We start from the raw sequence: 20,780 nt of genomic DNA on the forward strand, positions 1-20,780 counted from the left end.
AGGAGGGCGTACCGTGCACCGCCGCTACAACGGTCTGAAGACCGCCGTGCTCCTCGGGGGACTGTCCGCGCTCATCCTCGTCATCGGCAGTTTCTTCGGCCGTACGGGCCTGCTCGTCGCCCTCCTCGTGGCGCTCGGCACCAATGCGTACGCGTACTGGAACAGCGACAAGCTCGCGCTGAGAGCGATGCGCGCCCGACCGGTGAGCGAGTTCGAGGCACCCGAGCTGTACCGGATGGTGCGCGAGCTCTCCACGCAGGCGCGCCAGCCCATGCCCCGGCTCTACATCTCGCCCACCGAGGCGCCCAACGCGTTCGCCACCGGCCGCAACCCGCGCAACGCCGCCGTGTGCTGCACCGAAGGAATCCTGCGCATCCTGGACGAGCGCGAACTGCGCGGCGTCATCGGCCACGAACTGAGCCACGTCTACAACCGAGACATCCTGATCTCCTCGGTGGCCGGCGCCCTGGCCTCGGTGATCATGTTCCTGGTCAACTTCGCCTGGCTGATCCCGAGCGGCAACAGCAACCGTGAAGGGCCGGGCATCTTCGGCATGCTGCTGATCATGCTCCTCGGCCCCATCGCCGCCTCGGTGATCCGCCTCGCCATCAGCCGCTCCAGGGAGTACGAGGCGGACTCCTCCGGCGCCCAACTCACCGGTGACCCCTTGGCCCTGGCGAGCGCCCTGCGCAAACTGGAGCGCGGGACACAGCAGTTGCCGCTTCCGCCCGAGCCGAAGATCGAAGCGGCCAGCCACATGATGATCGCGAACCCGTTCCGCCCCGGACAGGGCATGGCCAAGCTGTTCTCCACCCACCCGCCGATGGCGGAACGTATCGCCCGACTCGAGCAGATGGCAGGACGTCACCAGTGAAAACCCTCCTCAACATCATCTGGCTCGTGCTGAGCGGCTTCTGGCTGTTCCTCGGCTACCTCGCCGCGGGCCTGATCCTCTGCATCACGATCATCGGCATCCCCTTTGGGATCGCCTCGTTCCGCATCGGCCTGTACGCCCTGTGGCCCTTCGGGTACATGGCGGTCGAGCGCCGTGACGCGGGCGCGCCCTCCTGCGTCGGCAACGTCCTGTGGCTGGTCCTCGCGGGCTGGTGGCTGGCCCTGGCGCACATCGTGACGGGCATCGCCCAGTGCGTCACGATCATCGGCATCCCGCTCGGCATCGCCAACTTCAAGCTGATCCCGGTCTCGCTGATGCCCCTCGGCCGCGAGATCGTCCCCACCGACCAGCCCTTCGCGTCCCGCTGAGGCCCGTGGAGAGCCCGCGGTACGCCCTGGTGGCGTACGACCCGTGGGAGCTGGAGTACGGCGACACCTGGGCCCACTGCGGCGACGTGGAGGGCCTCTTCGCCGACCCGCCGCCCCCGCCGCGCGAGCGCTACGAACTCCTCGGCTGCGCCCCGGAAGGGGAGTTGAGCGCGGCGCTCGCCCTGGCGCGGTCCGAAGGGTCGGCGCCGCTCGGCCTGCTGACCCTGGAACTTCTCGACAAGGCCGGCCGTTCAGTGGGGGAGTGGTGTCTGCAGGACGTGCGCATCCTCGGCGCGCGCCGCTGTGCCCGTGACCTGACGCTGCTCGACGTGACCGTGGAAGGGACCCCGTTCCCCGACCAGTCCGACTACCCGCAACGCCCGCCGCTCTCCCCGGGCTTCCGCCTCTGTGGCGACGAACCCTGGGGCACGGCAAGGGAGTTGCCCTGGGGCACGGCCAAGGACCTGGCCTGCGTGTACGAAGAGCCGCCCACGCAGCAGGACATCGCCGTGCGCCTCCTCGGCTGCACGCCGGCAGGCGCCCTCCGCCGGGCGCTGGAGTCCGGCGCCGAGGACCTCGGCAGCGCTGTGCTGCGGCGCCTCGACCGCTCCGGCGAGGCCGTCCAGGACGCCGTCGAGGGCGAGGTCACCGCCTGGATCCCGTCCGCCCGGGGGCCGGGGAGGGTCGACCTCACCCTGCAGCCGCTGGCGGAGCGACCGCCGCCGGCCGCCCACGACGTGTGGGAGCAGTGGGCCGACGGCCGCCCGGCCCTGCCCAACCTCTGGTCCCGCTGCGGCGCACAGGGCCGCCGCTTCTGGCTCGGCACGGCCCTCGCCAACCGCGCCTCCACCGCCGAGGACGCCCCGCCCGGCACCACGTTCCACCTCGACGGCCGGTACGTCGTCGACGAGGCCGGGTTCTACTGCGCCCTCGGCGAAGCCGTCAACGGGCCCGGCGGGTACTTCGGTCGGTGCCTCGACTCCCTCGCCGACTGCCTCTGCGGCCGCTTCGGCGCCCGCCGCCCCTTCACCCTCGTCTGGCACGACGCCGACACCGCCCGCCGCTGCCTCGGCGTCCAGCCGCGTACGGACGTCCGCCCCGCCACGTTCGAGGAGCTGTTCGCGTTCCTCACGGCGCGGCAGGTGGACGTCGTCCTGGCCTGACGCACGCGGCGCGCGCCGAGCCTGGGGGCCTGCGCACGGGTTGTGTCGTGCACCGCACGTCGTCCGGCCTCGCAACCACCCCTGCCCCGTACGGCGTCTGAAACAGCGACAGCACGTCACACAAGCACGTCACAGGGGCGCCTCACAGGCGTACGCAAGAAAGGCAGGTCACGGCCGTATGGGCATCATCAGCTGGATCGTTCTCGGGCTCATCGCCGGAGCCGTCGCCAAGGTCCTGCTGCCCGGCCGCGACCCGGGCGGCCTGATCGGCACCACCCTCATCGGCATCGCGGGTGCCTTCATCGGCGGCTGGCTCTCCGCCGAGTTCCTCGACCGCCCCATAGCCAAGGACTTCTACGACGCCACGACCTGGGTCTCGGCCATCGGCGGCGCCTTGGTCCTCCTCATCGCGTACCGCCTGCTCTTCGGCCACTCCCGCTCGCGCTGAGGCGTACGCACAGCGAAAGGGCGGACACCGCAACGGTGTCCGCCCTTTCGCGTCCGCTCAAAACACGCACAACGCGCGCGTGCCTACCGGTAGTTCACGAACTGCAGCGCGAAGTCGAAGTCCTGGCCCTTCAGAAGGGCGATCACCGACTGCAGGTCGTCACGGCTCTTCGAGGACACCCGCAGCTCGTCACCCTGCACCTGCGCCTTGACGCCCTTCGGGCCCTCGTCGCGGATGACCTTCGCGACCTTCTTCGCGTTCTCCTGGGAGATGCCCTCCTCGATGGAGGCGAAGATCTTGAACTCCTTGCCGGACAGCTGCGGCTCACCGGCGTCCAGCGACTTCAGCGAGATGCCGCGCTTCACCAGCTTGGACTGGAAGATGTCGAGGATGGCCTTGACGCGCTCCTCGCCGTTGGCCTGCATGAGGATCTTCTCGCCGGACCACTCGATCTTGGCGCCGGTGCCCTTGAAGTCGTAGCGCTGCGAGATTTCCTTGGCGGCCTGGTTGAGGGCGTTGTCGACCTCCTGCCGCTCGACCTTCGAGACGATGTCGAAACTGGAGTCGGCCATGTCCTGTGGCTCCTTGTATCGGGGTGCGTAGGGATACGGCCGGTGGCCCCGGACCGCACCCGCAAGCCTAGTCATCACCTGCGCACCCGTCGGCGATCTATCGGGTGGCGAAGCACCCCCGGGCATCAGGTATCGTTTACGTCGTTGCCACGGAGCAGCCGCAAGGCCGCTTCACGCAGCATCCCCGGCGGTGTGCCCGAGCGGCCAAAGGGAGCAGACTGTAAATCTGCCGGCTCAGCCTTCCCAGGTTCGAATCCTGGCGCCGCCACACTTGAGGGAACCCCCTCCGAACTGCGGAAACGCAGAGCGGAGGGGGTTTCTTCGTTCACGAGGTCCACAGGTCAAAAACGGGGTCGTACGGCTGCCCCACAGGCGGGCCGCCCGCGCAGGGCGCTCTCACCCCGACTCCAGCATCGCCCCCGCCACCCGCTCCACAGCCCCCTCGGGGATCGCGCTCGCGGCGTCCTCCAGTACGAGCAGTCGCGCCCCGGGAATCTCGCGTGCGAGGGCCTCGCCGTTGCCTACGGGGAAGAACCGGTCGCGGCCGCCGTGCACGACGAGCGTCGGGACCGCGATCTCCGGCAGCCGTTCGCGCCACCGCGGCGTGCAGTCGAGCCGCGAGAACACCAGCCCCAACTGGTTGGCCATCTGCACCGCCGGAGCCGTGCCGGGCGTACGGTCCCAGATCCGCGCAGCGGTCGTACGCGCGGACTCCGGGTCGTTCCCGAGGATCTCCGCGCCCGACGCCGCGAACTCGACCACCGCCTCGCGGTCGGACCAGTCGGGCATCGGCCGTGCGAACAGCCGGCCCATCGTCGGCCCGTCGTGATCCGGCAGGTCGTCGTCCGGCGGACCGGGCGCCACCGCGCGCGTGCCGACGAGTGTCAGCGCCGAGAACGCCTCCGGCCGGTCGAGCACCGCCACCTGCGCGACCATCCCGCCCACACCGATCCCCGCAAGATGCGCCGGCCCGCCACCCAGCACCTCCACCAAGGCGGCGGCGTCGGCGGCGAGATCACGCAAGTCGTACGCGGGCGCCTCCGGGTCGCCCGTCGTGGACGCGCCGCTGTCGCGCAGGTCGTAGCGGACCACGCGCCGCCCGGCGGCGGCCAGGCGGGTGCAGAGCGCGTCGGGCCAGGAGAGCATCGTCGTCCCGCCCGCGAGCAGGACCAGGGGCGCTTCGTCGTCACCGAAGGACTCGATGCCCAGGGCGACCCCATTGGCTTGGACGACCGTCATCGCTTCACCGTAGGCCTCAGAAGCACCCACCGCTCCCGAACCGCGACATCGCGCTGCCAAGCCGCCCAACCCCCGCCCCAGCCCCCTCAGTTGCCCGCGACGTCCTTCACGGCGACCGTGACCGGTGTGGAACCGCTGACCAGCTCCAGGGTCAGGCCGACCGTCCCGGGGGTGTCCACCAGCTCTGCCAGGACCGCCGCCACGTCGTCGCGAGGGACGGGGCCGCGGCCCGTCGAGGCCTCCAGGCGGACCTGTCCCGTACCGGCGTCGTTCGTGAGCATGCCGGGCTTCAGGATCGTCCAGTCCAGCGCCTCGCGCCCGCGCAGGTACGCGTCGGCCTCGCCCTTGGCGCGCAGGTACGCGTCGAAGACCTCGTCGCCCTCGTGCGCCGGATCCGCGCCCATCGCCGACACCATCACGTACCGCCGCACCCCGGCGCGCTCCGCGGCCTGCGCGAAGAGGACCGCGGCGGCCCGGTCGACCGTCTCCTTGCGGCCCGCGCCGCTGCCCGGGCCCGCACCCGCGGCGAAGATCGCCGCACCCGCGCCCTGCAGATGCGCGGCGACCTCCTCGACCGAAGCCGACTCCAGGTCGCACAACACCGGCTCGGCGCCCGCGTCCCGCAGGTCGTCGCCTTGCTCGGGGTTGCGGATCAGGCCCGCCACCTCGTATCCGCGCGCGGCGAGCAGCCGCTCCAGCCGCAGCGCGATCTGACCATGTCCACCAGCGATGACAATCCGCATGTTTCCGACCGTACGCCGCGTCGGCCGAAGGCGCCGTGCAACCCCGGCAGCACCTCGGGAGTCACATGAATGTTCATCTTCAAGAGGAGCCAGTCATCAGCGCCATACGCAAGACCCTGATCGCCACCGGCTGCGCGGCCGTCGTCCTCACGGGCGCCACGGCCTGCGACCCGATCGAGAGCGTCTCCGCAGCACGCCAGGTCGACGACGCCGTCGAGCAGCTCGGTGAACAGCGTTCGCTCTCCATCGAGTTGGGCCTCGACGCGGACGCGGCCACGCTCGAAAAGCTCATCCGGGAGAGCGACGACGCCAAGAGCGACGCCAAGAACGGTGACGCCAAGGGCAGTGACGTCATGAACAGCGACGGCCCTCCGCCCGGCTTCGGCACGTTCCTGAGCAAGGCCCGCCTGCACCTCTCCATGCAGGCGAAGAAGCCCATCGCCGACGCCGACGAGAAGGACCTCACCGGTACGTCGATGCGCATCACCGGCGCCGACGGCATGCTCGTCGAGTACCGCGCCTTCGGCCAGGACACCTACTACCGCGCCGACTTGGCCGCCCTCGGCAAGGTCGCCGCCACCCCGATGCCCTCGCCCGACGACCTCCCCGCGGAGGCCGGCGCCCTGCGCAGCGCGCTCGAGGGTAAGTGGGTCAAGATCGACCCGAGCACCCTCCCCGGACCGGCCCGGGACGAGTCCGGCCTCGACGACAAGACGCAGGCCAAGCTCCTGAAGGGCATCCGGCACGTCCTCGCACGCGAGGTCACCTTCAAGGACAACGGCGACTCCGACGGCACGACCCGGATCACCGCGAAGGCCAACGCCCGCTCCCTGCTCACCCGCCTCGCCGAGAAGCTGGAGCCGATGGCGAGCGACCTGCCGCCCGGTACCGACCTGCCGACGGCCGACGACTTCAAGTCCGTCCCGAAGAAGCCGGTCAAGGTCGACTTCGTCCTGAAGGACGGCAAGCTGCGCCAGATCACCTTCGACCTGGCCCAACTCGCGGACAAGTCCGCCGGGTTGAAGAAGGGCACGAAGCTCCCGCTCACCCTGAAGTTCGACAAGGCGACGAAGATAGAGCGTCCCACCGACGCGACCGAGCTGAAGCCGTCCGACCTCATGCTCTTCGCCGGCTCCTGACGCCGAAAACCCCCTGCACGCGCGCGTGGCAGCGAAACCCGCTCCGGGCCGCCCGCCCCAAAACCCGCCACCACGCGCGCGTGCAGCGCCTTCAACCCCCTGAAGCAAGACCCCCGAGCAAGACCCTCAAGCAAGACTCTCGAGCCGCGAAAACCGCCACCACGCGCGCGTGGCTCCCGCTCAAGCGGACCCGCCCGCGCCCTTCACCCGCCCCTGCCGCGGCAGGTCCAGCGCCACGGCGACCGCCGAGTCGCAGTACTCCCGTACCGCACTGGTCCGCGCCACCACCCGCCCCCGGTGCACCACGATCCGGCTGTAGGCGAGCGACAGCACCCCGGAGAGCCGCGTACCGCGCACCGCCAGCAGCTCCGCGGGGAAACCGGCCTCCACGCGCACCTCCGGCAGCCCCAGCGCCCCCCGGGCCACCGAACTCACCGCCGCGTACGCCTCGTCGGCGTTCAGTCCGTGCTGCGCGGCCAGCAGGTACGCCGCCTCCAGCGGGTCCCCGCGCCCCACCGGATTGGCCACGTCCCGCAGCGCCCCGCTCCCCGCCGCGACCCGCACCCCGGCCGCCCTGAGCAGCCGTACGGGCGCCACCGATGAGCCCCGCCGCTCCAGCCCGCCGCAGTCGCCCTGCGGCAGGCACAGCACGGAGACATCGGCCGCCGCGAGCGCCTCGGCGGTACGCGCGGCCACCTGCGCGGGCATCCGGCCGAGCCCGCCGCACGGCCCGACGGTCACACCGGAGCGCAGCCCGCCCGCCATGGCCGCGAGGCGGGCGAGCCGGGCCGGATCGGCGCCGTCGGTGTGCAGGTCCACCGGGCAGCCGTGCTCCGCGGCGACTTCCAGCACCGCCTCGACGTACCCCGTCGGATCCGGATCCAGGTCCGGACAACCGCCCACCACAGAGGCGCCCATTTTCAGGGCGTCCCGCAGCATCGCCAGACCGTCCGCGCCCGCGACCCCGGTCAGCAGCCGCGGTACGGCGACCGTCGTCAGGTCCGTGAGCCCGCGCAGCGACCTGCGCGACTGCAGTGCCGCCTCCATCGCCCCCAGGCCCTGCACGTCGCCGATCCGCACATGACTGCGCAACGCCGTCGCCCCGTGGCCGAGTTGCAGGAGCGCGGCCTCCGTGGTGCGCCGCTGCACGTCCTGCGGCTCCTGCCCCGCGGGGCCGTCGCAGTCCGCGGTGAGCGCGGTGTCGCTGTGCGCGTGCGGCTCCGCGGGGGCGGGCAGCAGGAGGTAGCCGTTCAGGTCCACGCGCGCGGTGTGCGCGGTCAGGCTGCCCGCGGTGCCGACCGCCTCGATACGCCCCCTGCCGAGCCGTACGTCCACGGTCCTGCCGTCGACGAGAGTGGCTCCGCAGAGCAGGAGGGAGGCCGTGTCCTCGGCGGCGCCGTCGTGGTGCGGTGGCTGCGGCTGGCTGTCGGGCATCGCGCTCCCGGGCATGGCTTCGAGCGGTGGGGAAGACGCGGCGTTCGATCAAGACGGCGTACAAGGCCGTGTCCAGGACGGCGTCCGAGACGGCGTTCGGTCAAGATCACGCGGCGTGTCCCGAGCCTAGGCCGCCGATCACGCCGCTTCGCGGAGGAGCGGAATAGTCGTACCGGTGTGGTGCACGACCAGGGGCGGGACGACGGAGACGCCTGTGGTGATCGCCTGGCCGGGGTGCTCAGGAACGGATTTGGGCGAACGGCAGCCGACCGTGTAATGTCTTCATCGCTCGCCCCAATAGCTCAGTCGGTAGAGCGTCTCCATGGTAAGGAGAAGGTCTGCGGTTCGATTCCGCATTGGGGCTCTGGTGTGGATCCCTCACCTTCGGGTGAGGGCCTCGCATCAAAGCGGTGTAGCTCAGTCGGTAGAGCAAGCGGCTCATAATCGCTGTGTCACCGGTTCAAGTCCGGTCACCGCTACTGACAGTAGCCGATTGTGGGGTCGGTCCTCCGGTCGGCTACTCTTTTCTGCGTTCATCCGTTTCATTCGTCCATCCGTCCGTCAAGGAGCACTCACGTGGCTGCCACCGACGTCCGCCCGAAGATCACGCTGGCCTGCGTGGAGTGCAAGGAGCGGAACTACATCACCAAGAAGAACCGGCGCAACAACCCGGACCGTCTTGAGATGAAGAAGCACTGCCCGCGCTGCAACTCGCACACGGCGCACCGCGAAACGCGCTGAATCAGGCTCGAATGCGAGGCCGCCCCCTTTCCAGGGGGCGGCCTCGTGTCGTTACCACCCGCGATCGCCGACGCGGGTGAGGCAGGAACTGCGGAATACCGCGAAAAACACAGGAGGTGCCGAGTCCATGGCGCTCGACCAGTCCTTCGTGGGGCGGACCTACCCGCCCACCGCCCCCTATGAGGTGGGCCGCGAGAAGATCCGTGAATTCGCGGAGGCGGTCGGTGACGCGAATCCGGCGTACACCGACACCGAGGCGGCCAAGGCCTACGGCCACCCCGATGTGATCGCCCCGCCGACCTTCGTCTTCGCGATCACCTTCAAGGCGGCCGGACAGGTCATCGAGGACCCCCAACTCGGCCTCGACTACAGCCGCGTGGTGCACGGCGACCAGAAGTTCGCGTACACCCGCCCGGTGCGCGCCGGCGACCGGCTCAGCGTCACCACGACCATCGAGGCGATCAAGTCGATGGCGGGCAACGACATCCTGGACATTCGCGGCGACGTGCACGACGAGGCCGGTGAGCACGTCGTGACCGCCTGGACCAAGCTCGTCGCCCGCGCGGCAGAGGAGGCGTGACGATGACCACACCGAGCACCACGGCGAAGATCCGGTACGAGGACGTCGAGGTCGGCACCGAACTCCCCGCGCAGACCTTCCCGGTGAACCGCGCCACACTCGTGCGCTACGCGGGCGCCTCCGGCGACTTCAACCCCATCCACTGGAACGAGAAGTTCGCCAAGGAAGTCGGCCTCCCCGACGTCATCGCGCACGGCATGTTCACCATGGCCGAGGCGATCCGCGTCGTCACCGACTGGGTCGGCGACCCCGCCTCGGTCGCGGAGTACGGCGTCCGCTTCACCAAGCCGGTCGTCGTCCCGAACGACGACGAGGGCGCGGTCATCGAGGTCAGCGGCAAGGTCGCGGCCAAGCTCGACGACGACGCCCGCACCGTCCGCGTCGACCTCACCGCCATGAGCGCGGGCCAGAAGGTCCTGGGCATGTCCCGGGCCGTCGTACGCCTCGCCTGAGGCGCACCGCAGCACCTCTCGCGGTCCGGGACCGGCGTTGTCGGTCCCGGACCGTACCCTTGAGCGCGTGCAGCAACTCCACGACGCCCCGCTCGCCCCGCTGACCACCTTCCGGCTCGGCGGGCCCGCCACCCGCCTGATCACCGCGACGTCCGACGCCGAGGTGATCTCCGCAGTGCGCGAGGCCGACGCCTCGGGCACCCCCCTGCTCGTCATCGGCGGCGGCAGCAACCTCGTGATCAGCGACAAGGGCTTCGACGGCACAGCCCTGCGTATCGCCACCAAGGGCTTCGAACTGGACGGCACGAAGCTGGAGTTGGCCGCCGGCGAGGTCTGGACCGACGCCGTGGCGCGCACCGTCGAGGCCGGACTCGCGGGCGTCGAGTGCCTCGCCGGAATCCCCGGCTCCGCCGGCGCGACCCCCATCCAGAACGTCGGGGCGTACGGCCAGGAGGTCTCCTCGACGATCACCGAGGTCGTGGCGTACGACCGCCGGGCCGGCGAGACCGTCACGCTGCGGAACGCCGACTGCGCGTTCTCGTACCGCCACAGCCGCTTCAAGGCCGACCCCGAGCGCTATGTGGTGCTGCGCGTGCGCTTCGAGCTCGAGGACGCGGACGGGCTGAGCGCCCCGCTGAAGTACGCGGAGACGGCCCGCGCCCTGGGCGTCGAGGCCGGGGACCGCGTGCCGCTGGCGAGCGCCCGCGAGACGGTCCTCAAGCTCCGCGCGGGCAAGGGCATGGTGCTCGACCCGGAGGACCACGACACCTGGTCGGCCGGCTCCTTCTTCACCAACCCGATCCTCACGGAGGGCGAGTTCACCGCGTTCCACGCGCGCGTGCTCGACCGCCTCGGGGCCGACGCCCAGCCGCCCGCCTTCCCCGACGGGAACGGCCACGTGAAGACGTCGGCGGCCTGGCTCATCGACAAGGCGGGCTTCGTGAAGGGGTACGGCGAGGGCCCGGCTCGCATCTCCACCAAGCACACGCTCGCCCTCACCAACCGCGGCGAGGCGACCACCGAGGACCTGCTGGCGCTGGCCCGCGAGGTCGTCGCCGGCGTCCGGGACGCCTTCGGGATCACGCTGGTCAACGAGCCGGTGACGGTGGGCGTCAGCCTGTAACGGCACTCCGCGGGGCGGCTGGCAGGGCGGCTAGTAGGCGACGCTCACGCCCTGCTTGACCGTCGCCGGGTCGTCCGACAGCGCCAGCATCGCGTGCGCCACGTCCGCCCGCCCGATGGTGCTGCCGCCCCGCAGATTCACGTTCAGGGCGGTGCGGTACGTCCCGGTGAGCGGGCGGTCGAGCAGCTTCGGCGGGCGTACGAACGTCCAGTCCGTGGCGCTGCTCCGCACCTCCGCCTCCATCGCCTTCAGGTCGTCGTACACCGGCTTCAGGACCTTGTTGATCAGCGGCACGACCACGCTGCGGTGCAGGAACTTCTGGTCGTCCGGCTCGGGGGCGAGCGGGCCCGCGGTCACGGCGACGAAGCGGCGCGTGCCGGTCGCGTCGAGCGCGCGCAGCACCGGGCGGGTCAGGCGCGCGGCGATGCCTGTGCGGGCGTCGGCGTTGGAACGCGCCCCCAGTCCGGACAGCACCGCGTCCCGGCCCTCGACCGCCTCCCGCAGGGCCTCCGCGTCCCGCAGGTCCGAGCGGAACACGTCGAGCGCGTCGCCTGTGACCGTCAGCCGAGCGGGGTCGCGCACGACGGCCGTGACCTGGTGTCCGGCGGCGAGCGCCTGCTTGACCACCTCCTGGCCGATCCCTCCGGTGGCGCCGAAAACGGTGAGCTTCATGTCGCATCCTCCCGGGTGGGTAAGTGTTCACTCACCCCTAGAGTGGGTAAGCACTCACTCACTCGTCAAGCCCGATGGGAGGCCATATGCAGAAACCGGCCCGGGAGCGGATCCTCGACGCGGCGCACCAGTTGATGCGCACGATCGGCCTCGCCCGCACCACCACCAAGGAGATCGCCAAGGCGGCCGGCTGCTCGGAGGCCGCGCTGTACAAGCACTTCGCCAGCAAGGAGGAGCTGTTCGTCGGCGTCCTCAAGGAGCGCCTGCCGCAACTGGCCCCGCTGATCCACCGCCTCGCCGAGGACCCGGGGGAGCGCAGCCTGGAGGAGAACCTCGTCGAGATCACGCACGCGGCCGCCCGCTTCTACGACGAGAGCTTCCCGATCGCGGCCTCGCTGTACGCCGAGACCCGGCTGCGCGACCGGCACGTGGCGGCCATGCGCGACATGGGCACCGGCCCGCACATGCCGATCATGGGCCTCGACGACTACCTCAGGGCCGAGCAGCGGGCGGGCCGCATCGCCGCCGGTGTCGACACCTTCGCCGCCGCGTCGCTCCTCCTCGGCGCCTGCGCCCAGCGCGCCTTCGCGTACGACGAGGACGGGCCCCAGCCGCCGCCTCCCGTGCAGGGGTTCGCGGAGGCGCTCGTCCGCACGCTGCTGCGGGGGATCGCGCCGGGGAGCGACCAGGGGCGGTGAGCGCTGGCGGGCGTGCGCGTGCGCGTGGGCGCGGCACGGGGCGGGTGCGGGGCGCCGGGAGTGAGTGCTCACTCAGCCCGGCGTCCGCCTGAGTGAGCACTCACTCAGCCCGCCCCGGCCGTGAGCGAGCACCCACTCACGCCCACCCGCGCGAACGTCGGCGCCCCCCTCACCCCAACCAGTCGTCGATCCCCGCCAACAGCTTCTCCCGCACCTCCGCGGGCGCGGCCGAGCCCCGCACCGACTGCCGGGCGAGCTCGGCCAGTTGGGAGTCGTCGAAGCCGTGGTGCTCCCGCGCGATCTCGTACTGCGCGGCCAGGCGTGAGCCGAAGAGCAGCGGGTCGTCGGCGCCGAGCGCCATCGGGACGCCGGCGTCGTACAGCGTCCGCAGCGGGACGTCCTCGGGCTTCTCGTACACGCCGAGGGCCACGTTGGACGCCGGGCACACCTCGCAGGTGACGCCGCGGTCGGCGAGTCGTTTCAGCAGCCGCGGGTCCTCGGCCGCGCGCACCCCGTGCCCGATCCGCGCGGCGTGCAGGTCGTCGAGGCAGTCGCGCACCGACGCGGGCCCGGTCAGCTCCCCGCCGTGCGGCGCCGCGAGCAGCCCGCCGTCCCGCGCGATCGCGAAGGCCCGGTCGAAGTCCCTTGCCATACCGCGCCGTTCGTCGTTGGAGAGCCCGAAGCCGACGATGCCCCGGTCTGCGTACCGCACCGCGAGCCGGGCCAGCGTGCGCGCGTCCAGGGGGTGCTTCATGCGGTTCGCCGCGACCAGCACCCGCATCCCGAGCCCGGTCTCCCGCGCGGCCCTGTCGACCGCGTCCAGGATGATCTCGAGCGCCGGGATCAGCCCGCCGAGCCGAGGCGCGTACGACGTCGGGTCGACCTGGATCTCCAGCCAACCGGAACCGTCCGCGAGGTCCTCCTGCGCGGCCTCACGGACCAGGCGCTGGATGTCCTCCGGCTCGCGCAGACACGACCGCGCGATGTCGTACAGCCGCTGGAAGCGGAACCAGCCGCGCTCGTCCGTCGCGCGCAGCTTCGGCGGCTGGCCGGTGGTCAGCGCCTCGGGGAGATGGACCCCGTACTTGTCCGCGAGCTCGAGCAGCGTCGTGGGCCGCATCGACCCGGTGAAGTGCAGATGCAGATGGGCTTTCGGCAACAGGCTGACGTCACGCACACGCTCCATCCCAAGATCCTGCCGTACGGACCTGCCGTCCCGATAGTCGCTTTCCGTCAACGAACCACCAAAGAGCACTTGCCCGAACGAACGAACGGGCCCCCGGCCGAAGCCGGAGGCCCGTATCGAAAAACGGCCACCTATGAGTGACGAGACGCGTGGCGAAAACCGTCACCGCGGCGCGGAAAACCCTCGCTGTCGCCGTGCCTGAACCGTCGCTGTCACCGCGCTTCCGCGAGCAGCTTCTGGATCCGGGAGACGCCCTCGACCAGGTCCTCGTCGCCCAGTGCGTACGAAAGCCGCAGGTAGCCAGGAGTGCCGAAGGCCTCGCCCGGCACCACGGCGACCTCGACCTCGTCCAGGATCAGCGCGGCCAGCTCGACGGAGGTCTGCGGACGCTTGCCGCGGATCTCCTTGCCGAGCAGCCCCTTCACCGACGGGTACGCGTAGAAGGCGCCCTCCGGCTCCGGGCACAGCACGCCTTCGATGTCGTTGAGCATCTTCACGATGGTCTGGCGGCGCCGGTCGAAGGCCTTGCGCATCTCGGCCACGGCGGTCAGGTCACCGGAGACGGCGGCGATAGCGGCGGCCTGCGCCACGTTGCTCACGTTGGACGTGGCGTGCGACTGCAGGTTCGTCGCGGCCTTGACCACGTCCTTCGGGCCGATCACCCAGCCCACGCGCCAGCCGGTCATCGCGTACGTCTTGGCGACGCCGTTCACGATGATGCACTTGTCGCGCAGCTCCGGCACGACCACCGGCAGCGACGTGAACTCCGCCTCGCCGTACACCAGGTGCTCGTAGATCTCGTCCGTGAGGACCCAGAGGCCCTTTTCAGCCCCCCAGCGGCCGATCTCCTCGACCTGCGCGCGCGTGTAGACGGCGCCGGTCGGGTTCGACGGGGAGACGAAAAGCAGCACCTTGGTGTTCTCGGTGACGGCTGCTTCCAGCTGCTCGACCGACACCCGGTACCCGGTGGTCTCGTCCGCGGTCACGAAAACCGGCACACCGCCCGCGAGCTGGATCGACTCGGGGTACGTCGTCCAGTACGGCGTCGGGACGATGACCTCGTCGCCCGGGTCGAGGATCGTCGCGAACGCCTCGTAGATGGCCTGCTTGCCGCCGTTGGTCACCAGGACGTTCGCGGCCTCGACCTCGTATCCGGAGTCGCGCAGCGTCTTCGCGGCGATCGCGGCCTTCAGCTCGGGGAGGCCGCCGGCCGGGGTGTAGCGGTGGAACTTCGGGTCCTTGCAGGCCTCGACGGCCGCCTCGACGATGTAGTCCGGCGTCGGGAAGTCCGGCTCGCCCGCGCCGAAGCCGATCACCGGGCGCCCGGCGGCCTTGAGGGCCTTGGCCTTGGCGTCGACGGCGAGGGTGGCGGACTCGGAGATCGCGCCGATGCGGGCGGAGATGCGGCGTTCGGTGGGTGAGGTTGCAGCGCTCATGAGGCCCATCGTTCCAGACCGGAAAGCACCGAGGTACACAGGTTTCACCGACGGGTGCAGCCCTTTCTGTTCGACGCCGGGCCCGGGACCACGTACACTCATCGCTCGTTGGCCTTCAACAGCCGGCGCCCACCGAGCGCACTCCGTGCACCGGGACGGATGCTGTACGTTGGGGGAAACCAAAGGGTCGTAGCTCAATTGGTAGAGCACTGGTCTCCAAAACCAGCGGTTGGGGGTTCAAGTCCCTCCGGCCCTGCTACACACACCTTTCGCCAGGATGTGTGCGCATGTACGTACTGCAAAGCACCGCCGTGCGGCTCCACCGGGCGCGGCACGGCCACGACCCGGAATCAGGTGAGAAAGAGTGACGGACGCCGTGGGCTCCATCGACACGCCTGATGCCCCGGACGAGGCGACCGACTCCAAGAAGAAGTCCCGCAAGGGCGGTAAGCGCGGCAAGAAGGGTCCTCTGGGCCGGCTCGCGCTCTTCTACCGGCAGATCGTCGCGGAGCTCCGCAAGGTCGTCTGGCCCACTCGCAGCCAGCTCACGACATACACCACAGTGGTGATTGTCTTCGTTGTCATCATGATCGCCTTGGTGACCGTGCTTGACTATGGCTTCTCGCAGGCCGTCAAGTACGTCTTCGGCTAACAGCCGAGCGGAGGGCGCCGGTCCCGGCGCCCGTTTCGCGCGTTCCACCCATCTGTATCCAGGAAGAAGCAGCCACCGTGTCTGACCCGAACCTGAACGACGCCATCGAGTCGGCGGAGTCCGTGGAGGACCAGCTCGACATCGTCGAGGCGGCGGACGCCGAGGAGCCGGACGAGGCCGAGGCTGCCGACCTCGCGGCGGGCGAGCCCGCCGAGGAGGCCGCGGTGCAGATCGAGGACGAGGCCGAGGCCGAGGCGGAGACCGCCGAGGACGAGGTCGCCGCGGAGACCGTCGAAGAGGCCGAGCCGGTCGACCCGATCGCCGCCCTGCGCGAGGAACTGCGCACGCTCCCCGGCGAGTGGTACGTCATCCACACCTACGCCGGTTACGAGAACCGCGTGAAGACCAACCTCGAGCAGCGCGCCGTCTCGCTGAACGTCGAGGACTTCATCTTCCAGGCCGAGGTGCCGCAGGAAGAGGTCGCGCAGATCAAGAACGGCGAGCGCAAGACCATCCGTCAGAACAAGCTCCCCGGCTACGTGCTGGTGCGCATGGACCTGACGAACGAGTCCTGGGGCGTCGTCCGCAACACCCCCGGCGTCACCGGCTTCGTGGGCAACGCCTACGACCCGTACCCGCTGACCCTGGACGAGATCGTCAAGATGCTCGCCCCGGAGGCCGAGGAGAAGGCCGCGCGTGAGGCCGCCGAGGCCGAGGGCAAGCCGGCTCCGGCCCGCAAGGTCGAGGTCCAGGTCCTCGACTTCGAGGTCGGTGACTCGGTCACCGTCACCGACGGCCCGTTCGCGACGCTGCAGGCGACGATCAACGAGATCAACGCCGACTCGAAGAAGGTCAAGGGCCTCGTCGAGATCTTCGGCCGCGAGACCCCGGTCGAGCTGAGCTTCGACCAGATCCAGAAGAACTGATCCAGAAGAACGGATCCAGAGAACGGATCCAGTCCTTCCGGACCGTACGCTTCCGACCAGGTCAGACAGGCTCTCGAAGCCGGTCTGACCTGCTCGGTTTTTAGCCGCACTGCTATACCCGTTATCGTTGTGCGGTATGCCTCCATCCGGATGATCGGGTGAAGGCGGATCACTCTCACTAGGACCCGGAGAGAGCAATGCCTCCCAAGAAGAAGAAGGTCACGGGGCTCATCAAGCTCCAGATCCAGGCCGGCGCCGCCAACCCGGCTCCGCCGGTCGGCCCCGCGCTGGGTCAGCACGGCGTCAACATCATGGAGTTCTGCAAGGCCTACAACGCCGCGACCGAGTCGCAGCGCGGTTGGGTCATCCCGGTGGAGATCACGGTCTACGAGGACCGTTCCTTCACCTTCATCACCAAGACCCCGCCGGCCGCCAAGATGATCCTCAAGGCCGCTGGTGTCGAGAAGGGCTCCGGCGAGCCGCACAAGACCAAGGTCGCCAAGATCACCGAGGCGCAGGTCCGCGAGATCGCCACCACCAAGATGCCCGACCTCAACGCCAATGACCTGGACGCCGCGTCCAAGATCATCGCCGGCACCGCCCGTTCCATGGGCATCACGGTCGAGGGCTGACCTCAACCCCGTCTGACCTCAAGTGGCAGGGCCATGCGCGGCCCGGACCACGAACTCCATACCTGAACCTCAGGAGTAGAAGTGAAGCGCAGCAAGACTCTCCGCGCTGCGGACGCCAAGATCGACCGGGACAAGCTCTACGCCCCGCTCGAGGCCGTCCGTCTCGCCAAGGAGACCTCCGCGACCAAGTTCGACGGCACCGTCGAGGTCGCCTTCCGCCTGGGTGTTGACCCGCGCAAGGCCGACCAGATGGTCCGTGGCACCGTGAACCTCCCGCACGGCACCGGCAAGACCGCCCGGGTCCTGGTCTTCGCGACCGGTGACCGTGCTGCGGCCGCGGAAGCCGCGGGCGCCGACATCGTCGGCTCCGACGAGCTGATCGCCGAGATCGCGGCGGGCAACCGCCTCAACGAGTTCGACGCCGTCGTCGCCACCCCGGACCTCATGGGCAAGGTCGGCCGCCTCGGCCGCGTGCTCGGTCCGCGTGGTCTCATGCCCAACCCGAAGACCGGCACCGTGACGCCCGACGTCGCCAAGGCGGTCAACGAGATCAAGGGCGGCAAGATCGAGTTCCGCGTCGACAAGCACTCGAACCTCCACTTCATCATCGGCAAGGTGTCCTTCGACGACACCAAGCTGGTGGAGAACTACGGCGCCGCCCTCGAGGAGGTGCTTCGTCTGAAGCCCTCCGCCGCCAAGGGCCGCTACATCAAGAAGGCCGCGCTCACCACCACGATGGGCCCCGGCATTCCGCTCGACCCGAACCGCACCCGCAACCTCCTCGTCGAGGAGGACCCGGCCGCCGTCTGAGTCCTGTGACTCCCCGGTAGCCGCGTCGCGTACGTGTCTCGCAGACGGGCCCCGCACCTTCCGAGGTGCGGGGCCCGTCCGCGTCTGTCGGTGGCACCCGCTACCGTGCTGGCCGAACGATCGGATCTCTCTAGGGGTGGGACAGATGAAGAGCAGCACCGTGCGCCGCGCGTGTGTCTCGATCGCGGCGGCAGCCGCTCTGACCGGTGTGGCGGCCTGCGGGGGAGGCTCCGCGGGCAAGGGCCAGGCCGAGGGGGAGAGCGAGGGCGGCGGCGCGCTCAACCCGCTCGCAGCCCTGCGTACGGTCGACGACAAGACGCAGGACGCCGACTCCGCCCGGGTGGACGGCACGACCACCATGGGCGCCCAGGGCAGCATGGAGATGAAGGGCGGCCTCGACTGGTCGGACGGCGTCACCGGCAACCTGCGCATGACGTTCACCGACGGCCCGATGGCCGACCAGATGCAGCAGGCCGGCGACACCACGATCGACTACCGCTACCTGAAGAACGGCTACTACGCGAACATGGGGGACAAGTTCGCGGCGGCCTCGGGCGGCAAGCACTGGATCGAGTACGACTACGAGACGCTCGCCGAGATGGGCGGAGCGGCCGGCGCGGCGCTGAAGAACCAGATGCAGAGCTCCACGCCGAACCAGACCGTGAAGATGCTGCTCGCCTCCGGCGACGTGAAGCGCGTCGGCGAGGAGAAGGTCCGCGGCGTCAACGCCACGCACTACTCCGGCACGGTCGACGTCGCCGACCTGACGGCGAAGAACGCGAACATGGACGAGAAGGCGGCCGCGGATCTGCGTAAGCAGCTGCAGGACGCGGGGATGACCACCGAGAAGATCGACATCTGGGTCAACGACCAGGACCTGCTGGTCAAGAAGACCGAAGAGGCCAAGATGAAGAACGGCGAGTTCTCCCAGACCGTCTACTACAGCGACTACGGCGTGGACGTCACCGCCGAGCAGCCCCCGGCGGACGACACGGTCAACGTCAAGGACCTGATGAAGCAGCAGCCGCAGCAGTAACGGCCTTGGAATGACAGTCGCGGCAGGGTCTCGGGGGCGGATTTGCCCGTCGAGGCCCTGCTCGCGTACTCTCCTACAGAAGCCAAAGACCGCTGGTCGTTGCTGTGCGCTCAGTTTGAGGGTGCGGTGGCCGAAGGATCCGCTGACTGCGGACGACCCGCGTAGGTGACAGTGGAAGCGCTCCTGGACGGATTCCGTCCGGTCGAGCTCACGCCCCGTGCACCTATGCCGGGGCGTTTCGTTTTGTGCAGACGCCCCCTTCTACGTGCCTGATTCAGGCGGTCCGGCGTACGCGGCTGATCGAAAGGTCAGTCGAGGATCATCACCCCGGAAGGAGGCCGAGGCACATGGCGACGTCCGACAAGGTCGCAGCCGTCGAAGAGATCACGCAGAAGCTGCGTGACTCCAACGCAGCTGTTGTCACCTCTTACACCGGACTGACCGTGGCTCAGCTCAAGCAGCTGCGCCGTTCTCTCGGCGAGAACGCTCAGTACCGAGTGGTGAAGAACACGCTGACCAAGATCGCGGCCAATGAGGCCGGGATTCAGCTGGACGAGCACCTTCAGGGCTCGACGGCTGTCGCCTTCGTCACCGGTGACCCGGTCGAGGCGGCGAAGGGTCTTCGTGACTTCGCCAAGGAGAACCCGAATCTCGTCATCAAGGGCGGTGTCCTTGACGGCAAGGCGCTGTCCGCCGACGAGATCAAGAAGCTTGCGGACCTCGAGTCCCGCGAGGTTCTGCTGTCCAAGCTGGCCGGTGCCTTCAAGGCGAAGCAGTCGCAGGCTGCCTCCGTCTTCCAGGCTCTGCCGTCGAAGCTCGTCCGCACCGTGGACGCTCTTCGCGCCAAGCAGGACGAGCAGGGCGGTGCCGAGTAATTCGGCTCGCGTCATGGCCGCGCTCGTCTAGGTACGCCTAGACGCGGTGGCCGCAGCGGGCCCGAACGTACGCCCGCCTCACATGTACATCCGGCACCAGCCGAATTAGTGGAAGGACCGCCATCATGGCGAAGCTCAGCCAGGAAGACCTGCTCGCGCAGTTCGAGGAGATGACCCTCATCGAGCTCTCCGAGTTCGTGAAGGCCTTCGAGGAGAAGTTCGACGTCACCGCCGCCGCTGCCGCGCCGGTCGTCGTCGCCGGCGGTGCCGCCGGTGGCGAGGGTGCCGCTGCCGCCGAGGAGAAGGACGAGTTCGACGTCATCCTCACCGGCGCCGGCGACAAGAAGATCCAGGTCATCAAGGTCGTGCGTGAGCTGACCTCCCTGGGCCTGAAGGAGGCCAAGGACCTCGTCGACGGCACCCCGAAGCCGGTCCTCGAGAAGGTCGCCAAGGACGCCGCGGACAAGGCCAAGGAGGCCCTCGAGGGCGCCGGCGCCTCCGTCGAGGTCAAGTGACCTCACGAGTCGTCTGACTCTTTCGAGCCGCGAGGCTCTCGCGCTGTAACGCGCACACACTGAAGGGCGATCACCCATGTGGGTGGTCGCCCTTCGGCGTTCCCGTGACGGCTGCCTTGCACTGACAGCACGCGCGGGTATGGTGATCTTCGTTGTGCCTCCGGTGCCCCCAGGGTGACGTTCGCGGCAGCCCGGTTTGGGCAGGGGGGCCTTGACGAACCGCACGCAGCGCGCAATTCTCAGGACGCGTCGTCACATCGATCCGAATCCGAGGCATGGATCGATGGCGAACAGGGCAGTGTGGATATGCGCCCAGCGGCGAGGGGTCTGCCGCTGGAGCCGACAACAGTAGGACTCTGAGGTGTTCGTGGGTCTCAATAAAACCCGCTCTGGACATCAGTGGGCCGAGTGGCTACACTGACCCTTTGCGCTGCCTGTTAGCTGC

Annotated in this window: 24 protein-coding genes and 4 tRNA genes; 21 read left to right on the top strand and 7 right to left on the bottom strand. The window is 69.5% G+C overall.

Annotated elements, in window-relative coordinates; all coding sequences use genetic code 11:
• Nucleotides 1-13 precede the first annotated feature (13 nt).
• The 4 genes from htpX to ACIDOF_RS14320 all read left to right on the top strand — a co-directional run bounded on the left by htpX (nt 14) and on the right by ACIDOF_RS14320 (nt 2,874).
• The gene (gene htpX / locus ACIDOF_RS14305; protein WP_409006218.1) at nt 14-874 is read left to right on the top strand and encodes a zinc metalloprotease HtpX; all 861 of its coding nucleotides are present in this window, start codon (nt 14-16) and stop codon (nt 872-874) included.
• A complete protein-coding gene (locus ACIDOF_RS14310; RefSeq protein ID WP_409006219.1) occupies nt 871-1,263 on the top strand; it encodes a YccF domain-containing protein in 393 nt (130 codons plus the stop codon). The genes htpX and ACIDOF_RS14310 overlap by 4 nt, the downstream gene beginning before the upstream one ends.
• A gap of 5 nt (nt 1,264-1,268) precedes the next feature.
• On the top strand, nt 1,269-2,426 hold the full coding sequence (locus tag ACIDOF_RS14315) for a barstar family protein (RefSeq protein ID WP_409006220.1): 1,158 nt from the start codon (nt 1,269-1,271) through the stop codon (nt 2,424-2,426).
• A gap of 178 nt (nt 2,427-2,604) precedes the next feature.
• On the top strand, nt 2,605-2,874 hold the full coding sequence (locus tag ACIDOF_RS14320; RefSeq protein WP_409006221.1) for a GlsB/YeaQ/YmgE family stress response membrane protein: 270 nt from the start codon (nt 2,605-2,607) through the stop codon (nt 2,872-2,874).
• 83 nt (nt 2,875-2,957) lie between these two features.
• On the opposite strand, the gene ACIDOF_RS14325 is transcribed toward ACIDOF_RS14320, so the two are convergent.
• Complete coding sequence (locus tag ACIDOF_RS14325; protein ID WP_409006222.1) at nt 2,958-3,446, bottom strand: YajQ family cyclic di-GMP-binding protein; 489 nt, start codon at nt 3,444-3,446, stop codon at nt 2,958-2,960.
• 186 nt (nt 3,447-3,632) lie between these two features.
• Between ACIDOF_RS14325 and ACIDOF_RS14330 the strand changes: the two genes are divergently transcribed.
• Nucleotides 3,633-3,714, top strand: a tRNA-Tyr gene (locus ACIDOF_RS14330).
• Between the two features lie 128 nt (nt 3,715-3,842).
• Here the strand turns inward: ACIDOF_RS14330 and ACIDOF_RS14335 are convergent.
• Together ACIDOF_RS14335 and ACIDOF_RS14340 are read right to left on the bottom strand one after the other, a co-directional pair.
• Nucleotides 3,843-4,685, bottom strand: coding sequence for an alpha/beta fold hydrolase (locus ACIDOF_RS14335; protein WP_409006223.1), 843 nt, complete (start codon nt 4,683-4,685; stop codon nt 3,843-3,845).
• 86 nt (nt 4,686-4,771) lie between these two features.
• Nucleotides 4,772-5,428: an SDR family oxidoreductase gene (locus ACIDOF_RS14340; RefSeq protein WP_409006224.1), complete on the bottom strand. Its 657-nt coding sequence runs from the start codon at nt 5,426-5,428 to the stop codon at nt 4,772-4,774.
• A 65-nt stretch (nt 5,429-5,493) separates the two neighbouring features.
• Here ACIDOF_RS14340 and ACIDOF_RS14345 point away from each other — a divergent pair, with 65 nt between their 5' ends.
• A complete protein-coding gene (locus ACIDOF_RS14345; protein ID WP_409006225.1) occupies nt 5,494-6,567 on the top strand; it encodes a hypothetical protein in 1,074 nt (357 codons plus the stop codon).
• A gap of 180 nt (nt 6,568-6,747) precedes the next feature.
• Here ACIDOF_RS14345 and ACIDOF_RS14350 read toward each other — a convergent pair whose 3' ends face one another.
• Nucleotides 6,748-8,001 (bottom strand): amidohydrolase family protein, encoded by a 1,254-nt coding sequence (locus tag ACIDOF_RS14350; RefSeq protein ID WP_409006226.1) that lies wholly within the window; start codon nt 7,999-8,001, stop codon nt 6,748-6,750.
• A 291-nt stretch (nt 8,002-8,292) separates the two neighbouring features.
• Here ACIDOF_RS14350 and ACIDOF_RS14355 point away from each other — a divergent pair.
• From ACIDOF_RS14355 to ACIDOF_RS14380, 6 genes are all read left to right on the top strand, one after another.
• Nucleotides 8,293-8,365 (top strand) — tRNA-Thr (locus ACIDOF_RS14355).
• 42 nt (nt 8,366-8,407) lie between these two features.
• Nucleotides 8,408-8,480 (top strand) — tRNA-Met (locus ACIDOF_RS14360).
• A 97-nt stretch (nt 8,481-8,577) separates the two neighbouring features.
• A complete protein-coding gene (gene rpmG / locus ACIDOF_RS14365) occupies nt 8,578-8,742 on the top strand; it encodes a 50S ribosomal protein L33 (protein WP_003956487.1) in 165 nt (54 codons plus the stop codon).
• 127 nt (nt 8,743-8,869) lie between these two features.
• Nucleotides 8,870-9,322, top strand: coding sequence for a MaoC family dehydratase N-terminal domain-containing protein (locus ACIDOF_RS14370; protein WP_409006227.1), 453 nt, complete (start codon nt 8,870-8,872; stop codon nt 9,320-9,322).
• Nucleotides 9,323-9,324: 2 nt separating this feature from the next.
• Nucleotides 9,325-9,774, top strand: coding sequence for a MaoC family dehydratase (locus ACIDOF_RS14375; RefSeq protein ID WP_409006228.1), 450 nt, complete (start codon nt 9,325-9,327; stop codon nt 9,772-9,774).
• Nucleotides 9,775-9,841: 67 nt separating this feature from the next.
• A complete protein-coding gene (locus tag ACIDOF_RS14380; protein ID WP_409006229.1) occupies nt 9,842-10,897 on the top strand; it encodes a UDP-N-acetylmuramate dehydrogenase in 1,056 nt (351 codons plus the stop codon).
• A gap of 30 nt (nt 10,898-10,927) precedes the next feature.
• Here ACIDOF_RS14380 and ACIDOF_RS14385 read toward each other — a convergent pair whose 3' ends face one another.
• Complete coding sequence (locus tag ACIDOF_RS14385) at nt 10,928-11,569, bottom strand: NAD(P)-dependent oxidoreductase (protein WP_409006230.1); 642 nt, start codon at nt 11,567-11,569, stop codon at nt 10,928-10,930.
• A gap of 86 nt (nt 11,570-11,655) precedes the next feature.
• Between ACIDOF_RS14385 and ACIDOF_RS14390 the strand changes: the two genes are divergently transcribed.
• Complete coding sequence (locus ACIDOF_RS14390) at nt 11,656-12,267, top strand: TetR/AcrR family transcriptional regulator (protein ID WP_409006231.1); 612 nt, start codon at nt 11,656-11,658, stop codon at nt 12,265-12,267.
• A gap of 169 nt (nt 12,268-12,436) precedes the next feature.
• Here the strand turns inward: ACIDOF_RS14390 and ACIDOF_RS14395 are convergent, their stop codons facing one another.
• Both ACIDOF_RS14395 and ACIDOF_RS14400 read right to left on the bottom strand, forming a co-directional pair.
• Nucleotides 12,437-13,453: an adenosine deaminase gene (locus tag ACIDOF_RS14395; RefSeq protein ID WP_409006232.1), complete on the bottom strand. Its 1,017-nt coding sequence runs from the start codon at nt 13,451-13,453 to the stop codon at nt 12,437-12,439.
• A gap of 212 nt (nt 13,454-13,665) precedes the next feature.
• Nucleotides 13,666-14,889, bottom strand: coding sequence for a pyridoxal phosphate-dependent aminotransferase (locus ACIDOF_RS14400; RefSeq protein ID WP_409006233.1), 1,224 nt, complete (start codon nt 14,887-14,889; stop codon nt 13,666-13,668).
• Between the two features lie 183 nt (nt 14,890-15,072).
• On the opposite strand from ACIDOF_RS14400, the gene ACIDOF_RS14405 reads away from it, so the two are divergent.
• The 8 genes from ACIDOF_RS14405 to rplL all read left to right on the top strand — a co-directional run bounded on the left by ACIDOF_RS14405 (nt 15,073) and on the right by rplL (nt 20,335).
• Nucleotides 15,073-15,145 (top strand) — tRNA-Trp (locus tag ACIDOF_RS14405).
• A gap of 108 nt (nt 15,146-15,253) precedes the next feature.
• Nucleotides 15,254-15,541 carry a preprotein translocase subunit SecE gene (gene secE / locus ACIDOF_RS14410; RefSeq protein ID WP_409006234.1) on the top strand — a complete coding sequence of 96 codons (288 nt, stop codon included), beginning with the start codon at nt 15,254-15,256 and terminating at the stop codon, nt 15,539-15,541.
• Nucleotides 15,542-15,618: 77 nt separating this feature from the next.
• Complete coding sequence (gene nusG, locus ACIDOF_RS14415) at nt 15,619-16,467, top strand: transcription termination/antitermination protein NusG (RefSeq protein WP_409006235.1); 849 nt, start codon at nt 15,619-15,621, stop codon at nt 16,465-16,467.
• A gap of 197 nt (nt 16,468-16,664) precedes the next feature.
• Nucleotides 16,665-17,099 (top strand): 50S ribosomal protein L11, encoded by a 435-nt coding sequence (gene rplK, locus ACIDOF_RS14420; RefSeq protein WP_016645192.1) that lies wholly within the window; start codon nt 16,665-16,667, stop codon nt 17,097-17,099.
• Nucleotides 17,100-17,180: 81 nt separating this feature from the next.
• The gene (gene rplA, locus ACIDOF_RS14425) at nt 17,181-17,909 is read left to right on the top strand and encodes a 50S ribosomal protein L1 (protein ID WP_409006236.1); all 729 of its coding nucleotides are present in this window, start codon (nt 17,181-17,183) and stop codon (nt 17,907-17,909) included.
• A gap of 145 nt (nt 17,910-18,054) precedes the next feature.
• Nucleotides 18,055-18,945, top strand: coding sequence for a hypothetical protein (locus ACIDOF_RS14430; protein ID WP_409006237.1), 891 nt, complete (start codon nt 18,055-18,057; stop codon nt 18,943-18,945).
• 347 nt (nt 18,946-19,292) lie between these two features.
• Nucleotides 19,293-19,820: a 50S ribosomal protein L10 gene (gene rplJ, locus ACIDOF_RS14435; protein ID WP_409006238.1), complete on the top strand. Its 528-nt coding sequence runs from the start codon at nt 19,293-19,295 to the stop codon at nt 19,818-19,820.
• A 125-nt stretch (nt 19,821-19,945) separates the two neighbouring features.
• Nucleotides 19,946-20,335 (top strand): 50S ribosomal protein L7/L12, encoded by a 390-nt coding sequence (gene rplL, locus ACIDOF_RS14440; protein ID WP_409006239.1) that lies wholly within the window; start codon nt 19,946-19,948, stop codon nt 20,333-20,335.
• Nucleotides 20,336-20,780: the final 445 nt, after the last annotated feature.

Source organism: Streptomyces sp. Da 82-17 (assembly GCF_046098215.1).
GTDB lineage: Bacteria > Actinomycetota > Actinomycetes > Streptomycetales > Streptomycetaceae > Streptomyces.

What these genes read in the sequence shown, in the direction of transcription:
- ACIDOF_RS14320 (WP_409006221.1), top strand. Translation starts at nt 2,605, where the DNA reads ATGGGCATCATCAGCTGGATCGTTCTCGGGCTCATCGCCGGAGCCGTC.
- ACIDOF_RS14325 (WP_409006222.1), bottom strand. Translation starts at nt 3,446, where the DNA reads ATGGCCGACTCCAGTTTCGACATCGTCTCGAAGGTCGAGCGGCAGGAG.
- ACIDOF_RS14335 (WP_409006223.1), bottom strand. Translation starts at nt 4,685, where the DNA reads ATGACGGTCGTCCAAGCCAATGGGGTCGCCCTGGGCATCGAGTCCTTC.
- ACIDOF_RS14340 (WP_409006224.1), bottom strand. Translation starts at nt 5,428, where the DNA reads ATGCGGATTGTCATCGCTGGTGGACATGGTCAGATCGCGCTGCGGCTG.
- ACIDOF_RS14345 (WP_409006225.1), top strand. Translation starts at nt 5,494, where the DNA reads ATGAATGTTCATCTTCAAGAGGAGCCAGTCATCAGCGCCATACGCAAG.
- ACIDOF_RS14350 (WP_409006226.1), bottom strand. Translation starts at nt 8,001, where the DNA reads ATGCCCGACAGCCAGCCGCAGCCACCGCACCACGACGGCGCCGCCGAG.
- ACIDOF_RS14370 (WP_409006227.1), top strand. Translation starts at nt 8,870, where the DNA reads ATGGCGCTCGACCAGTCCTTCGTGGGGCGGACCTACCCGCCCACCGCC.
- ACIDOF_RS14375 (WP_409006228.1), top strand. Translation starts at nt 9,325, where the DNA reads ATGACCACACCGAGCACCACGGCGAAGATCCGGTACGAGGACGTCGAG.
- ACIDOF_RS14385 (WP_409006230.1), bottom strand. Translation starts at nt 11,569, where the DNA reads ATGAAGCTCACCGTTTTCGGCGCCACCGGAGGGATCGGCCAGGAGGTG.
- ACIDOF_RS14390 (WP_409006231.1), top strand. Translation starts at nt 11,656, where the DNA reads ATGCAGAAACCGGCCCGGGAGCGGATCCTCGACGCGGCGCACCAGTTG.
- ACIDOF_RS14395 (WP_409006232.1), bottom strand. Translation starts at nt 13,453, where the DNA reads ATGGAGCGTGTGCGTGACGTCAGCCTGTTGCCGAAAGCCCATCTGCAT.
- ACIDOF_RS14400 (WP_409006233.1), bottom strand. Translation starts at nt 14,889, where the DNA reads ATGAGCGCTGCAACCTCACCCACCGAACGCCGCATCTCCGCCCGCATC.
- rplK (WP_016645192.1), top strand. Translation starts at nt 16,665, where the DNA reads ATGCCTCCCAAGAAGAAGAAGGTCACGGGGCTCATCAAGCTCCAGATC.
- ACIDOF_RS14430 (WP_409006237.1), top strand. Translation starts at nt 18,055, where the DNA reads ATGAAGAGCAGCACCGTGCGCCGCGCGTGTGTCTCGATCGCGGCGGCA.
- rplJ (WP_409006238.1), top strand. Translation starts at nt 19,293, where the DNA reads ATGGCGACGTCCGACAAGGTCGCAGCCGTCGAAGAGATCACGCAGAAG.
- rplL (WP_409006239.1), top strand. Translation starts at nt 19,946, where the DNA reads ATGGCGAAGCTCAGCCAGGAAGACCTGCTCGCGCAGTTCGAGGAGATG.